The 15,197-nt window shown below is 74.5% G+C and carries 8 protein-coding genes; 2 read left to right on the top strand and 6 right to left on the bottom strand.

Annotated elements, in window-relative coordinates; all coding sequences use genetic code 11:
- Window position 1 precedes the first annotated feature (1 nt).
- Both QEZ54_RS16745 and QEZ54_RS16740 read left to right on the top strand, forming a co-directional pair.
- Window positions 2–3,202 (top strand): amino acid adenylation domain-containing protein, encoded by a 3,201-nt coding sequence (locus QEZ54_RS16745; protein WP_281305542.1) that lies wholly within the window; start codon window positions 2–4, stop codon window positions 3,200–3,202.
- On the top strand, window positions 3,199–8,469 hold the full coding sequence (locus QEZ54_RS16740) for a non-ribosomal peptide synthetase/MFS transporter (protein ID WP_281305541.1): 5,271 nt from the start codon (window positions 3,199–3,201) through the stop codon (window positions 8,467–8,469). Before QEZ54_RS16745 ends, QEZ54_RS16740 begins: the two co-directional genes overlap by 4 nt.
- Before the next feature lie 70 nt (window positions 8,470–8,539).
- Here the strand turns inward: QEZ54_RS16740 and QEZ54_RS16735 are convergent, their stop codons facing one another.
- From QEZ54_RS16735 to QEZ54_RS16710, 6 genes are all read right to left on the bottom strand, one after another.
- Window positions 8,540–8,929, bottom strand: coding sequence for a hypothetical protein (locus tag QEZ54_RS16735; RefSeq protein WP_281305540.1), 390 nt, complete (start codon window positions 8,927–8,929; stop codon window positions 8,540–8,542).
- A gap of 22 nt (window positions 8,930–8,951) precedes the next feature.
- Complete coding sequence (locus tag QEZ54_RS16730) at window positions 8,952–9,251, bottom strand: hypothetical protein (protein ID WP_281305539.1); 300 nt, start codon at window positions 9,249–9,251, stop codon at window positions 8,952–8,954.
- 246 nt (window positions 9,252–9,497) lie between these two features.
- The gene (locus QEZ54_RS16725; RefSeq protein WP_281305538.1) at window positions 9,498–10,268 is read right to left on the bottom strand and encodes a hypothetical protein; all 771 of its coding nucleotides are present in this window, start codon (window positions 10,266–10,268) and stop codon (window positions 9,498–9,500) included.
- Complete coding sequence (locus tag QEZ54_RS16720) at window positions 10,252–11,481, bottom strand: hypothetical protein (protein ID WP_281305537.1); 1,230 nt, start codon at window positions 11,479–11,481, stop codon at window positions 10,252–10,254. The genes QEZ54_RS16725 and QEZ54_RS16720 overlap by 17 nt, the downstream gene beginning before the upstream one ends.
- A gap of 325 nt (window positions 11,482–11,806) precedes the next feature.
- The gene (locus tag QEZ54_RS16715; RefSeq protein ID WP_281305536.1) at window positions 11,807–14,368 is read right to left on the bottom strand and encodes an ABC transporter permease; all 2,562 of its coding nucleotides are present in this window, start codon (window positions 14,366–14,368) and stop codon (window positions 11,807–11,809) included.
- Entirely contained in the window at window positions 14,365–15,123 is a 759-nt protein-coding gene (locus QEZ54_RS16710; RefSeq protein ID WP_281305535.1) for an ABC transporter ATP-binding protein, read from the bottom strand. The genes QEZ54_RS16715 and QEZ54_RS16710 overlap by 4 nt, the downstream gene beginning before the upstream one ends.
- Between the last annotated feature and the right edge of the window lie 74 nt (window positions 15,124–15,197).

Genomic DNA, 15,197 nt, shown 5'->3' with positions numbered 1-15,197 from the left:
CATGACCACGACCGACGACACCATGCGTACCCTGCTGGAGCGGCGGGTCGCCGCTGCGCGGACCGCCGTACGCGCCGAACCCGGCTCGGCCATCCCCGCCCGCCGCGACCCGCTGGCGCCGCAGCCGCTGTCGGCGGCGCAGCGCCGCCTGTGGTTCAACAGCCAGTTCGAGCAGAACCCGGCCATCTACCACGTGCCGCACGTGCTGCGCCTGTCCGGCCCGCTGGACGCCGACGCGCTGCTGGCTTCGCTGCGCGAGGTCGTACAGCGGCACGAGGTGCTGCGCAGCGTCATCGCCCACACCGGTGACGACCCGGTCGCCGTGGCCGGACCCGCCGACCGGGTGCCGCTGACCCGCGTCGACGTCACCCCGGCCGGGCTGGACGCGGCGATCGCGGCGGAGGTGCGCCGCCCGTTCCGGCTCGACCGGGAGCCGCCGCTGCGCGCGCTGCTGCTGGCGCTCGGCGGGCAGGAGCACGTGCTGGCGCTGACCGTGCACCACATAGCCACCGACGCCTGGTCGCAGGACCTCATCCTGGACGAGCTAGCCGCCTGCTACGCCGCCCGGCTCGGCCGGGGTGAGGCGCTCGCGCCGCCGCGCCTGCAGTACGCCGACGTCACCGAGTGGGAGCAGCAGCTGCCCGCCGATCCGGAGGCCACCGGCTGGTGGGTGCGCCGCCTGGCCGGGCTGGAGCCGGTGCTGGCGCTGCCGACGGACCGCCCGTACCCGCCGGTGGCCGACTGGACCGGCGGCTACGTGCCGCTGACCCTGTCGCCGGAGCTCACCGGGCGGCTGCGGGAGACCGCGCGGGCCGCGGGCGCCACGCCGTTCATGGTGCTGCTGGCGGCCTGGCAGGCGCTGCTGGGCCGGCTGTGCGGCAGCCAGGACGTCGCGGTCGGGGTGCCCCAGTCGGGGCGGCGCCACCGCGACATCGAGGCCGTGGTCGGCTGCTTCCTCAACACGCTGGTCATGCGTACCGACCTGGCCGGCGACCCGACCGGCCGCGAGCTGCTGGCCCGGGTACGCGACACCGCCCTGGACGCGCTGGCCCACGCCGACGCGCCGTTCGAGCGGGTGGTGGAGGCCATCGCGCCGCAGCGCACCACCGTCACCACCCCGGTCATCCAGTCGATGCTGTTCCTGCTGGACACCCCGCTGCGCGAGCCGACGCTGCCGGGCGTGGCGGTGACCCGCCTGGAGTCGCCGCTGGACTCCAACAAGTTCGACCTGAGCCTGTCGCTGACCGGCCGGGCCGAGGACTACCACGGCTTCCTCAGCTACCGGGCGGACCTGCTCGATCCGGCCACCGTGCGGCGGTGGGCCCGCTGGTTCGAGCGGCTGCTGGACGGCATCGTGTCCACACCGGACCTCCGGCTGTCCGAGCTGGACCTGCTCGACCCGGCCGAACGGGCCGAGCTGATCGCCCGGGGCACCGGGCCGCGGCTGCCGGCCGACGCGCCCGCCACCGTGCTGGACGCGGTGCTGGCGCAGGCCGCGGACCGGCCGCAGGCTATCGCCGTCGACGCCGTCGACGGCACGCTGACCTACGGCGAGCTGGACCGCGACTCGGCGGCGATCGCGGCGGCGCTGCTGTCGCGCGGCGCCGGGAACGGCGCCCCCGTCGGGCTGTGCCTGCCCCGGCACCGGCACCTGCCCGCCGCGCTGGTCGGGGTGATGCGGGCCGGGTCGGCGTACGTGCCGCTGGAGCCCGACCAGCCGGTGGCCCGGCTGCGCCACCAGCTCACCGACGCGGGCGCGGGCGTGGTGCTGGCCACGGCCGACACCTGGGCACTGGCCGCCGAGCTGGCCGAGGGCACCGGCGCGGTGCTGCTCGACCTGGCCGACGCGCTGGCGGCCGAGCCCGTCCCACTGCCCGCTGTCGGCCCGGACGACCTGGTGTACGTGCTCTACACCTCCGGCTCGACCGGCCGCCCCAAGGGCGTGGAGCTGACCCACGGCAACCTCGCCGCGTACGTGGCGGCCAACTGCGAACTGGTGCCGGTCACCGCCGACGACGTGATGCTGGGCCTGACCGCGCTGTCGTTCGACGTGGCCGGGCTGGAGCTGTGGGTGGCGCTGAGCAACGGCCTGCGGCTGGCGCTGGTGCAGCGCTGCGACGCCGTCGACGGGCACCTGGTGGCGCGGCGGATCGCCGAGGCCGGGGTCACCGTCATGACGGGCACGCCGACCACGTTCCGGATGCTGGTCGCGGCCGGCTGGCAGGCCCCGGCGGTGCGCCTGGTCGCCATCGGCGAGGCCGTCGACCCCGGACTGGCCCGCGAGCTGATCGCCCGCACCGGCCAGGCCTGGAACGGCTACGGCCCGACCGAGACCGCCGTGACCTCGACCATGTACCGCATGGCCGAGCCCGTGGGCGCGACCGTCCCGATCGGAGCGCCGATGGCCGGGGAGCGGGTGTACGTGATGGACGCCGCCGGGCGCCTCGCCCTGCCCGGCACCGTCGGCGAGCTGTGGATCGGCGGCGCCGGGGTGGCCCGCGGCTACCGCGACCGGCCGGACCTGACCGGGGCCGCCTTCGTCGCCGACCCGGTACGGCCGGAGGAACGCTGCTACCGCACCGGTGACCTGGTGCGCTGGCGCGCCGACGGGCTGCTGGACTTCGTCGGCCGCGACGACGGCCAGGTGAAGGTGCGCGGCCACCGCGTCGAGCTGGGCGAGATCGAGGCCCAGCTGCGGACCCTGCCGGGCGTGGCGCAGGCCGCCGCGACGGTCCTGGGCACGGGCGGCGACGCGCACCTGGCCGGGTACGTGGTGCCGCAGCCGGGTGCGGCCGTGTCGACGTCGGAGCTGGAGACGCTGCTGCACGCGACGCTGCCCGACCACATGGTGCCGCGCCGCTGGGCGCTGCTGGACGCGCTGCCGGTCAACGCCTCCGGCAAGCTCGACCGCCGGGCGCTGCCCGAACCGCGGGCGGCCGAGCACGCGCACGTCGCCCCGCGGACCGAGGCCGAGGAGCTGGTCGCCGACGTGTGGGGTGCGGTGCTGCGCCGCGACGGGCTGTCGGTGCACGACGACTTCTTCGCCCTGGGCGGGCACTCGCTGGCGGCGACGCTGGTCGCCGGGCGGCTGCGCGAGGCGCTGGAGCTGCCGGTGCCGGTACGGCTGCTGTTCGAGCAGCCGGTGCTGGCCGGGTTCGCGGCCGCGCTGGAGGCGCTGATCCTGGCGGAGGTGGAGCAGTGACCGTCACCGACAGCAGGCAGAGTCTGCTCAGCTCCCGCCTGGCCCAGGCCCGGCGCACCATCGCGGCCCCGGCGGGCATCCCCGTCGGCGACCCGGACCAGCCCGCGCCGCTGTCGCGGGCCCAGGCCCGGCTGTGGTTCCTGCACCAGCTCGAACCCGACAGCCCCGCCTACCACGTGACCGCCGCCGTACGGCTGCGCGGGCCGCTGGACACCGACGCGCTCGCGGCGGCGGTACGCGACCTGGCCACCCGCCACCACGTGCTGCGGACCACCTTCGTCGACCGCGACGGCGAACCGTTCGCGCTGCTCGGCGACCCGGACCGGGTGCCGGTCGAGGTCGTCGACACCGACCCGGCCGGGCTGACCGAGCAGCTGCTCGCCTGCCGCAACCGGCTGTTCCGGCTGGACACCGACCCGCCGCTGCGCGCGGCGGTCTTCCGGTCGGCCCCGGACGAGCACGTGCTGCTGCTGGTCGTGCACCACATCGCCTGCGACGCGTGGTCGGCCGACCTGATGCTGGCCGAGCTGGGCGCCCTGTACGCCCACCGCACCACCGGCACCACCGCCCCGGCCGCACCCGCGCTGCAGTACGCCGACTTCGCCCGCTGGCAGGCCGGACGCCCGGCGCCCGAGGCGGAGCTGGACTGGTGGGCCGGGCAGCTGTCCGGCCTGGAACCGGTGCTGGACCTGCCGGTGGACCGGACCCGGCCCGCCGTGGCCGACTGGACCGCCGGGCAGATCCCGGTGGAGCTGCCCGCCGAGCTGGCGCGGCGGATCGGCGAGCTGGCCGCCGCGACCGCGGCGACCCCGTTCATGGTGCTGCTGGCCGCCTGGCAGGCGATGCTGGCCCGGGTCTGCGGCACCGACGACGTCGCCGTCGGCGTGCCGCACGCGGGCCGCCACCACCCCAGCCTGGAGCCGATGATCGGCTGCTTCATCGGCACGCTGGTGCTGCGCGCCGACCTGTCGGGCGACCCGACCGGCCGCCGACTGCTGGCCCGGGTACGCGAGCGGGCGCTGGACGCGTTCGGGCACGCCGAGACGCCGTTCGAACGGATCGTGGACCGGCTGCAGCCGGAGCGGAACCTGGCCACCACCCCGATCTTCCAGGTGCTGCTCAACGTGCTGGACACGGCATCCCCGCCGCCGCTGCTCCCCGGCGCCACCGACGTGGAACTGCCGATCCGCACCACCAAGTACGACCTCAACCTGGCCCTGTCCCGGACCGCGGGGGGCGGCTACCGGGGCGGCCTGCTCTACCGCGCCGACCTGTTCGACGAGGGTACGGCGCACCGGCTGGCGGGCTGGTTCCATACCCTCCTGGTGGGGCTCGTGGCCGACCCGGACCGGCCGGTGGGCGACCTGCCGCTGGAGGCGGACCTCACCACCGGACCGGACGGCCCGGCGGCGGACCACCCCCTCGACCGGCCGCTGCACGAGCTGATCTCCACTCACGCGGTGAGCAGCCCGCAGGCGGTCGCCGTGGTGGCCGCCGACGGGACGCTCGACTACGCCGAACTGGAGCACCGGGCGGCCGTGGTCGCCGGGCGGCTGCTGGCCGCCGGGGTACGGCCGGAGGAGCCGGTCGCGGTGCTCACCGAGCGCGGCGTGAGCCTGCCGGTGGCGATGCTCGGCGTGCTCAAGGCGGGCGCGGTGTACCTGCCGGTGGATCCGGGCTACCCGGACGGCAGGCTCGCCGGGATCCTGGACAAGGCCGGAGCGCGGTTCGTGCTGACCGAGCCGGAGCACGCCGGGCGGGTGCCGGGGCGCCACGCGATCGTGGTCGCCGACGTGGCCGGCGAGCCCGCCGCGGCCGTGCCGGTGGCGATGGAGCAGCTCGCGTACCTCATCTTCACCTCGGGGTCGACCGGGCACCCGAAGGGTGTCGCCGTCGAGCACCGGCACATCACCCACTACCTGAGCGCGGTCGCGGACCGGATCGGGCGGCCCGGGTCGTACGCCCTGGTGTCCACGCACGCCGCCGACCTCGGCCTGACCAACCTGCTCGGCGCGCTGACCACCGGCGCGACCGCGCACCTGGTCGACCGCGAGACCGCGACCGACCCGCAGGCGTTCGCCCTGTACCTGGCCGCGCACCCGGTCGAGGCGATCAAGATGGTCCCCAGCCACCTGGAGCTGCTCGCCGCGCACGGCGACCTCGCCGGGCTGCTGCCCCGGCGGCTGCTCGTCCTGGCGGGCGAGCCGGTCCCGTGGGACCTGGTGGAGCGGGTGGAGCGGGCCCGGCCGGACCTGGAGGTGCAGGTCCACTACGGACCGACCGAGACGACGGTGTCCGTGTTCGCCTGCCCGGTGGCGCAGGTGCCCGCCGAGCGGCGGCACGGCATCGTGCCGATCGGCCTACCCCTGAACGACGTGCGCTGCCGGGTGACCGACCCGGCCGGGCGCGACGTGCCCACCGGAGTCCCCGGCGAGCTGCGCATCGGCGGGCCGAGCGTGGCCCGGGGCTACCTGAACCACACCGACGACCGCTTCACCGACGGCTGGTACCGCTCCGGCGACCGGGTCCGGGTCAACGCGTCGGGGCTGGTCGACATCCTCGGCCGGGTCGACGACCAGGTGAAGATCCGGGGCTTCCGGGTCGAGCTGAACGAGGTCGCCACCGCGCTGCGGGAGGTCGACGGCGTCGCCGAGGCCGTGGTGCTGCCCGTGGGCCAGGCGCACACCCGGCGCCTGGCCGCCTGGATCACCCCGGCGGAGGCGGACCAGACGGCGGTACGGGCCGCGCTGCGGGACCGGCTGCCCGACTACATGGTGCCCGCCACCATCACGCCGCTGGCGGCGCTGCCGCTGACTCCCAACGGCAAGGTGGACCGGGCCGCGCTGCCCGAACCGGCGCCGCCCTCGGCCGCCGGCCGCGTCGCGCCGTCCACGCCCATGCAGCAGCTTGTCGCCGCAGCCTGGGCGCAGGTGCTCGAATGCGACGACCTCGGCATCGACGACGACTTCTTCGCCCTGGGCGGCGACTCGTTCAAGGCGGTGCGGGCCGTACGCGCCATCGACCCGCAGCTGCGCGTCATCGACCTGTTCACCCGGCCGACCGTCCGCGAGCTGGCCGCGCACCTGGACGGCGGCGGCCCGCCCGACGGGCTGCTGCACCGCCTGGCGGGTCCGGCCGCGGCCACCCTGACCGTGCTGTGCGTGCCGTATGGCGGCGGCTCGGCGGCCGCGTACGGTCCGTTCGCGACCGAACTCGCGCAGCGGCTGCCCGGCGCGGCGGTGCTGGCCGTGGAGCTGCCCGGACACGACCCGGCCCGCCCAGAGGAGCCGCAGCTGCCGCTGCCGGACCTGATCGACCGGATCACGGCCGAGCTGCCCGCCGGACCGGTGCTCGTCTACGGCCACTGCGTGGGTTCGGCGGCGGCGACCGAGCTGGCGCTGCGCCTGGAGTCCGACGGCCGCGAGGTCGTCGGCCTGGTCGTCGGCGGCAGCTTCCCCGCCGCCCGGCTGCCCGGACGCGTGTCGGCCTGGCTGCACCGCCGCTTCTCGGCGACCTTCTGGACCTCCGACCGGGCCTACCGCGACTTCCTGCGTACGCTCGGGGGCCTGGACGACGACGAGGGCCTGGACGCCGACGTGATCCTGCGCGGGCTGCGCCACGACGTGGACCAGGCGCAGTCGTGGTTCACCCACGAGCTGACCCGCCCCGACCGGCGGCGGCTGCGCGCCCCGGTGCTGTGCGTCATCGGCGCCCGGGACCGGTCGACCGAGCTCTACGAGGAGCGGTACGCCGAGTGGGGCGCGTTCGCCGACCGGGTCGAGCTGGCCGTGGTGCCCCGCGCCGGGCACTACTTCCTCAAGCACCAGGCGTCGTGGCTGGCCGACCGGGTCGCCGCGGCGGCGGCGGACTGGCGGGCCGGGCGGCTGCCGCGGCCGCGTACCGCCGACGGGGTCACCGGTAAAGCGGCCCGCCGCGACCTGCGCGAGTTCTACCTGATGGCGGCCGGGCAGTCGGTGTCGCTCATCGGCGCGGCGCTCAGCTCGTTCGCGCTGGGCGTGTGGGCGTACCGGACCAGCGGCCGGGTCGCCGACTACGCGCTGGTCACCATGCTGGCGCTGCTGCCCGCGATCCTGCTGCTGCCGCTGGGCGGCGCCGTCGCCGACCGGATCGACCGGCGGCGCATCATGCTGGCGTGCAACGGCGCCGGGGCGCTGATCATGACCGCGATGGTCGGACTGCTGGCCGTGGGCCGGCTCAGCATCGCCGGGGTCGGGGTCCTGGTCGGGCTGCTGTCGGCGGTGACCGCGTTCCACCGGCCCGCGTACCTGGCAGCGGTGGCGCAGCTGGTGCCCAAGCCGTACCTGGGCCAGGCGAACGCGCTGGCCAACCTCGGGCCGGGCCTCGGGCAGCTGATCGCCCCGCTGGCCGGCGGGGCTCTGATCATCGCGGTGGGGCTGCCGGGCGTCGTGGCGGTGGACGTGCTGTCGCTGCTGGCAGGCCTGCTGACGCTGCTGGCGGTGCGGCTGCCGGACCGGCTGTTCCGGCGCCAGGAGGAGACCTTCACCAGGGCGATCGCGGGCGGCTGGCGGTATCTGGTCCGGCGGCGACCACTCATGGTCATGATCGGCTTCTTCATCGTCGAGAACTACCTCGCCATGCTGGCGCTCGCCGTCACCGTGCCCACGGTGTACGCCTTCGGCGGCGCCACCGGCGTCAGCGTCGTGACCGCGTGCAGCGGCCTCGGCGCGGGCCTCGGCGCGCTGGCGATGGTGCTGTGGGGCGGCTCCCGGCGCCGCGCCCTCGGCATGGTCGGCTTCGTCTCCGGCGTCGGCCTCGGCGCGCTGCTGGTCGGAGTGCGGCCGACCCTGGCCGTCGCGGCCGTGGGCAGCCTCATCTGGTACGCCTCGCTGAGCGTCCTCAACGCCCACTGGCTGTCCATCATCCAGGTCAAGGTAGGGCTGGACCTGCAGGGGCGGGTGCTGGCGACCAACCAGATGCTCGCGGTGGCGATGACACCGCTGGCGTTCCTCACCGCACCGCCGCTGGCCGAGGCGGTCCAGCCGCTGCTGGCACCCGGCGGGGCGCTGGCCGGCACCGTCGGCCGGATCGTCGGCGTGGGCGACGGCCGCGGCAACGGGCTCATCCTGGTCGGCTGCGGCCTGCTGCTGGCGGTCTGGGGCCTGCTCGGGCTGGCCTACCGCCCGCTGCGCCGGATGGAGGACGACCTGCCCGACGCGGTGGCCGGCGCCGACATCGCCGACACCCTCGACGAGGTCCAGGCCGCCGCCGACCGCCGGCGCGCCTAGCCCGCGCAAGGAAGGGACCCTTCTTATCGGAATCCGATGTAGAAGGGTCCCTTCCCAACTCCGGCGAGGGTTAGACGATGACCCAGAGCTTGACGTAGTTGGTGTTGTCGAAGCGGCACTGGTACGTGGTGATGGTGCCGTTGGCGATCAGCGCCTGACCGGCGTTGGCGCAGGCGGTGCCGAAGACGTCGTTGTTGTAGTGGGCGCTGCGGTAGGTCCACGTGCCGCTGACGACGAACAGGTCCCAGTAGCCGTTGCCGGAGTTGACCCGGCACTGGTAGTCGGCGATGGTGCCGGCCGCCAGCAGCTGCGCGCCCTTGTCCATGCACGGCGTCTGGAAGAAGACGTCGTCGTCGTACCCGCCGCTGTGGAAGGTCCAGCCGGTCGCGGCCGCGGCCGGAGTGGCGCCCATCAGCACCGTCGCGGCAATAGCGGCAAAGAAGAGAGCAATCTTTCGCATAGATCGAATGCTATATCTAAGATTATGTCAACGGAAGCTGCCGGATTCCCGCCGTCTCCAGCGCCAGCCGCACGACCGCCGACTGCTCCGCGTCGAGCAGCTCCCGCGTACGCCGCGCGGTCGCGGCATAGAGGTCGAGGGCGGCCCGGTCCGCCGCCCCGCCGGTGCCCGGGGTGACGCCGAGGGCCAGGTCCTGCGCGGCCGACCACTGCGGCCCCTCGGCCTCGGCAACCAGATCCCACAGCCGGTTCTCGGTGTCGTAGAGGAGGCGGTGGTGCACCGCCAGGATCGTGGCCAGCCGCACCGCGAGCAGGCCGCGCATCACCGCCGCGGCGCGGGGGCTGCCGCCCGTCGCGGACCGACAACCGGTACTCCGGCCCCTCGCCCACCGCCACCAGGTCGACGTCCGAGGTCGGCCGGGCGTCACCGCGCGCCACACTGCCGACCAGCACCACCGCCACGGCCCCGGCGGCGGTCAACTCACCGGCGATCCGCGCCGCCACTTCCCGTACCCCGTCAAGTTCCACCGCCACGCTGCGGACCCTACTGACCACGCTCCCCGCAGTCGTCAGACGGGCGGCACCAGATCACTCCCGCTGACCGTGTACGTCAGGAGGGGGTAGGCGAAGTCCGTCTCCTGGTTCTCCCGGCGCCGCAGTCGGTAGAACTCGGCCCGCTGCTCCTCATCGGCCAGCAGAAGGCGCGCACCGTCCGGGAGGTACGCGTCCCCGTCCCGGAACCGCACGAAGGTCTTCGACGTACGGAAGGTCACGCCCAGCCACTGGTTGTCGGGCACCGGGCCGGCCGCGTCCAGCACGATCCTGTGCCTGAGCAGTCGATTCGTGGCGACGGAGAACACGACGACACCGTGGTGCGCCAGCGGGATCTCGAAACCGTCGGCCCCGGGCTCCTTCGATTCGAAGACCAGCTTCCGAGGCTGGCTCACGCCGGGGTGCCGGTAGCAGGAGAAGACGGCGATGAACGACCCGTCCGCCAGGTCGAGAGCCTGGTCGGAGTGGCTGCCCATGGTCCGGTAGGCGTTCGTGTAGCACTCGACGAGGGCGTTGTCGAAGCCGACGGACAACTCCGCCCGCTCCTGGATCTGTCGCGCCAGCCGCTCGTGCACGGGCTGGAAGTGCTGCGCCGGGGTGCGGTAGCGGGTGGTCGTCCGCACCAGCGGTATGCCACCCGTCTCGTCGCACTTGACCACTGTGGTCCCGAGTCTGCCTTTCCCCAGGTCCTCGAACCGGGCCGAGGCGAACAGCTCTTCGAAGAGATCGGCGGCGGCGACCAGTGCGTAGGAGCGGACTTCGTCCGGCAGGCTAGATTCGGGGGGCACGGTAGTCTCCCGCGTTCATGCTGAAGCGGAACCCGTCGCCGTAGTCGACGACGGCTCGGGTCCGGTTCTCCTCGGCGTACAGCCTGCGCAGCTCGTCCATGCCCTCGGGGGTGGGCGGTCCCAGCTCGACCAGGTCGCCGCTCCGCTTGAGGAACGTCCGGCCGTCCTTGTGCACGGCTTCGGCGCCGGAGCAGCGGACCACGTACCCCAGGCGGGTCGGGAGCAGGCGGGCGTCCAGCGTCGAAGGCCGGATCTCGTGCGTGTACAGCCGGTTGGTGGACAGCGGCATGAAGAACACGGAGTCGGGATACAGGGTCAGGGTGAACTGGAGCGGGAGCGCCTGTCCGGCAGGTTCTCCGGCCGGCTCCTTGAGGCGGAAGTGGAGCCTGGTGAGGCCGCTGACACCGTTCGCACCGTGGTCGAAGGCGTCGTCGGCCATGGGGCGCAGCTGCTCGATACCGTCGTAGAAGGTGCAGAAGGCCATGATGCCGTCGGCGGGCATGTCCTTGGTCTTGTCGGCATGCGCCGAGATCTTCGCCTTGGCCTGCTTGCGCTCGGCGGTGGTCGGGGTGTTGCGGTAGACCTGCGCAAGCACGTGGTTCAGCGGTGCGTGGTTCCGGAAGACAGCGGCCGCCTCGACGTTCAGGGCGTCCACGATGCCGGTGTCCGTCGCCCGGAAGTTCTCGGTCGGCCCGGACAGGTTCGTGGAGCACCGGAGCAGGCGGAAGTGCAGTTCGTCGCGGTCCTGCGTGACGGGGGTCAGATAGATTCCGGTGCGGTGGGACGTACCGGGCTTGGTCGACTCCGTGAGGGACTGGAAGGTGTGCTCCGCACAGATCCGGTCGAAGCGATCGGAGCCGCGGTCGAAGAAGCGCCGGTAGTACACGCCCACGCCGTGTACGCGCACAGGGACCCGGCCGATGTCCACGACCGGCCGAGGTCCACCCGCGACCTCGTCGTGACCCTGTGACAGCTCCCTGACGACGAAGACCCTCGCGGCCCCGTCGAGTTCGCGGCCGCGCACCGCCGACACGTCTCCGCACAGGTAGACGGTCTTGCCGGCGACCCCGGGCACACCGGAGGAAAGTTCCTCCGGAGTGATCACGCGCCCGAAGAAGTCCCTGGTCAGGTCATGGTCCCGCAGCGCCGGTGGCGCGACCAGGATGCTGCCCGCGTCATCGAGGCGGGCTTCCGCCCGTGCTGCTGTGCGCATCGACCCGCGCCTCCCCTTCTCTGCCTGAGGGGCGCCGCCGCCGGTCGAGAAGTGCCCTCGACACCTGCGCGCTCCCCCGCCCCCCGGGCTGCCGCGAATTCTGCCACGGGCCGCGATCTTCGCCCACAAACCCAGCAAGATCGCCGTTCGCGGTCAACCGGTCAGCCGCCAGAGCACATTCTGTCCATAGACGACGAACATCGACAAGCGGCGACGGCCGAACCTACCCGCACGAAAGGACGGGTCCCTTCTTATCGGAATCCGATGTGGAAGGGACCCTTCCCAACGTCGCCGCGGCGGTGACGCCGAGCCGGTGGGGCGGCGCTCAGTCGTCGGCGCCCAGGGCGGTGACCGGGCTGACCCGTGACGCGCGCCGGGCGGGCAGCACCCCGGCCAGGGCGGTGAGCGCGACCAGGGCCGCGAACAGTCCGGCCAGGGCGGGCACCGGCAGCACCAGCGGCGCGTCCAGGCCCAGCGCCCGCACCGCCAGCCACGCGTACGGCACCCCGAGCAGCAGCCCGAGGACCGCCCCGAGGACGCCGTACAGCCCCGACTCGGTCGTCAGCATGGTCCGCAGCCCGGCCCGGGACAGGCCCACCGCCCGCAGCAGCCCCGACTCCCGGATGCGCTCCACCACCGACAGCGCGGTGGTCGCCCCGACCCCGACCACGGCGATCAGGACGGTGAGCCCGACCAGGCCGATCGCGATCCAGAGCACCGCGTTTAGCACGTCCTGGTGCGCGTCGCGCTCGTCGGCAAGCACCACGACCCCCAGCCCGCCGCTGTCGGCGGCGATCCGGTGCAGGGCCTGCTGACCGGCGGTGCGGCCGTCCTCACCGGGTCGGGCCGCGTCGGCCAGGATGCCGGTGAACCCGGCCGCCGCGCCGAGCCGGTCCAGGTCGGTCCGGTCGAGGATCATCGACGAGTGCAGCGGGGCCGCTCCGGGCAGGACCGCGACCACCTTCACCTGCACGCTGCGGCCCTCCCGGGACAGCGTGAGCTGGTCGCCCGAGTGCTTGCCCAGGATGTCGGCGAGGTACCCGGCCAGCACCACCCGGCCCGGCCCCGCCTCGGCCAGCGACCCGGCCTCGACGTCGACTCCGCCCAGCGCGGGCAGCGCGGCCAGGTCGAGGTCGTTGGCGTCGTACGCGGCCTGCGGGTCGGCGTCGACGTGCAGCTCGTCCAGGCGCCGGTACCCGGCGGTGTGCGCCAGCTCGGGGCGGGACCGGACCTGGTCGGCCACGGCCGCCGGGATCGGCTGCCCGTCGGCGGTGACCTCGAAGTCGGCGGGGGTGGACAGGGCCATCTCCCGGTCGGCCAGGACCTGGATCGACGCGCTGCCGACCAGGACCCCGGCGATCAGGGTCACGCCGAGGGCGACGACGACCGAGATCGCGGCGGCGCGGCGCGGCGCCCCGCCGATGCCGCCGACGGCCAGCCGCCCGACCGGGCCGAGGCGGCGCAGCGGCCACCCGACGATCCACAGCACCGGGCGTACCAGCAGCGGGCCCAGCAGCATCAGGGCGAGGAACGCCAGCAGGCCGGAGGCCACGACGCCGAGCAGTACCGGCATCGGGTCGTAGTTCTCCGGGTCCCGGCCCGGCAGCATCGTCCCCACGAGCAGCGCCGACCCGACCGCCGCGGCGGCGAGCAGCAGTCCGGCCCCCAACCGCAGCACCCCGATGTCGCGCCGGGACGCGGTGGTCTGCGCCGTCCGCAGGGCGGCCAGCGGGGCGACGCGGGCGGCCGAGCGCGCCGGGGCCAGCACCGCGCCGACGGTCAGCAGCACCGCGCCCGCGACCACGGCCAGCGCGGCGGGCGGAGGCGTGCCGGGCCCCAGGATCTGCGCGCCGAACAGCCCGGACAGCGGCGGCAGGCCGTAGCCGACGGCGAACGCGGCCAGGACCCCGGTGACGCTGGCGACCAGGCCGGTGACCGCGCCCTCGACGGCCAGCGCCCGGGCGATGCCGCCCCGGCCGGCGCCGATCGCGCGCAGCAGGGCGAGCTGCCGGGTGCGCTGGGCGAACACGATCCGGAAGGTGGAGGCGACTACCAGCGCGGCGGCGATCACGGCGACGGCCACGAAGACGGACACGAACGTGAAGATCGTCTCGATCTCCTCCAGCGCGGCGACCGCCTCCTCGGCGCGTACCTCGGCGCCGGTGCGCAGGCCCGGGACCGGCAGCTGCTGCCCGTCGGACATGGTCGGGCGGGGTTCGCTGTCGAGCACCTGCCGCAGCCGCAACCGCACCTCGGACTCCGACGCCCCGTCGGCCAGCCGCACCTCGATCCGGCCGCTCGGGCCGTCGGGCGCCAGCGCGACCACGGTCTCCGCCAGCGCGTACGACTGGGCGCCGAAGTCGTACGGCGTCTCCACGACGCCGGTCACGGTCAGGTCCACCGGCGGCGTGTCCGGACCCGTCCGGGCGTGCAGGACCGAGCCAACGGCCAGGCTCATCCGGTCGGCGGTACGCGGCGTGATCGCGATCTCGTACCGGGCCTGCGGATACCGCCCCTCGACCGCACGGGCCAGCGCCAGCGGGCCGGTGCCCGGATCGGCGGTCACCTGCAGGTACGCGCCGGACGACCCGGTGCCCAGCTGCACCCCGGTGGCGAACCTGCCCACCGCCTCGGCCACGCCCGGCACCGCCCGGACCCGGTCCAGGGCGTGCGCGGGCGCCGGGGCCGACTCGTCGCCCAGCACGAACGCGACCTGCTCCGGCGTGCCGCTCAGGTTCTGCAGCAGGGTGCGCTCGGTGACCTGCTGGGCCAGCATCGTGGCGCAGACCGTGAACGAGGCGACGAGCACGGCCAGCCCGGTGAGCAGCAGCCGGGCCGGGTGCCGGGCCACCCCGGCCAGCTGCGTACGCAGCACCGCCCGGTTCATCGCGGCACCGCCTGCTGCGCCAGCGCCTCGACGATGGCGGCCCGCTCGGGCCGGTCCAGGTCACCGGCGACCCGCCCGTCGGCCAGCAGCACGACCCGGTCGGCGTACGCGGCGGCGGTCGGATCGTGGGTGACCATGACGACCGTCTGGCCGAGGTCGCGCACCGCGTCGCGCAGCAGCGCCAGCACCTGCGCGCCGGAGGCCGAGTCGAGGTTGCCGGTCGGCTCGTCGGCGAAGACCACCTCCGGCCGCGACACCAGCGCCCGGGCCAGCGCCACCCGCTGCTGCTGCCCGCCGGACAGCTCGCTGGGCCGGTGGTCGAGCCGGTCCCCCAGCCCCAGCGAGCTGACCAGGTAGTCGAACAGCTCCGGCTCCGGCCTGCGCCCGGCCAGGTCCAGCGGCAGGGTGATGTTGCGTACCGCGCTGAGCTGCGGCAGCAGGTTGAACGACTGGAAGACGAAGCCGATCCGCTCCCGCCGGACCTTGGTCAGCACCCGGTCGTCGAGCCGGGTGAGGTCCGTCCCGCCGAGCAGCGCCTGCCCCGAGGTCGCGTTGTCCAGCCCGGCCAGGCAGTGCATCAGCGTCGACTTGCCGGACCCGGACGGGCCCATGATCGCTGTGAACTCGGCCCGGGTGAAGCCGACCGTCACGCCGTCCAGGGCGCGCACCGCGGCGTCGCCGCGGCCGTACACCTTGACCAGGTCCACCGCGGCCACCGCGTAGACCGGTGTGGTGACGGTTTGCTGCGTACTCACATGTCCTCCAGGGAAGCCCGTTGTCGCAGCAGAGCCTGCCGTGGCGGCGGTGCCCGGCGCATCGGCCGCGGGCG

The sequence above is a fragment of the Catellatospora sp. KI3 genome (assembly GCF_029948125.1).
GTDB lineage: Bacteria > Actinomycetota > Actinomycetes > Mycobacteriales > Micromonosporaceae > Catellatospora.
The sequence above is the reverse complement of the archived record's forward strand: the minus strand, read 5'-3'. Positions and strand labels throughout refer to the sequence as shown.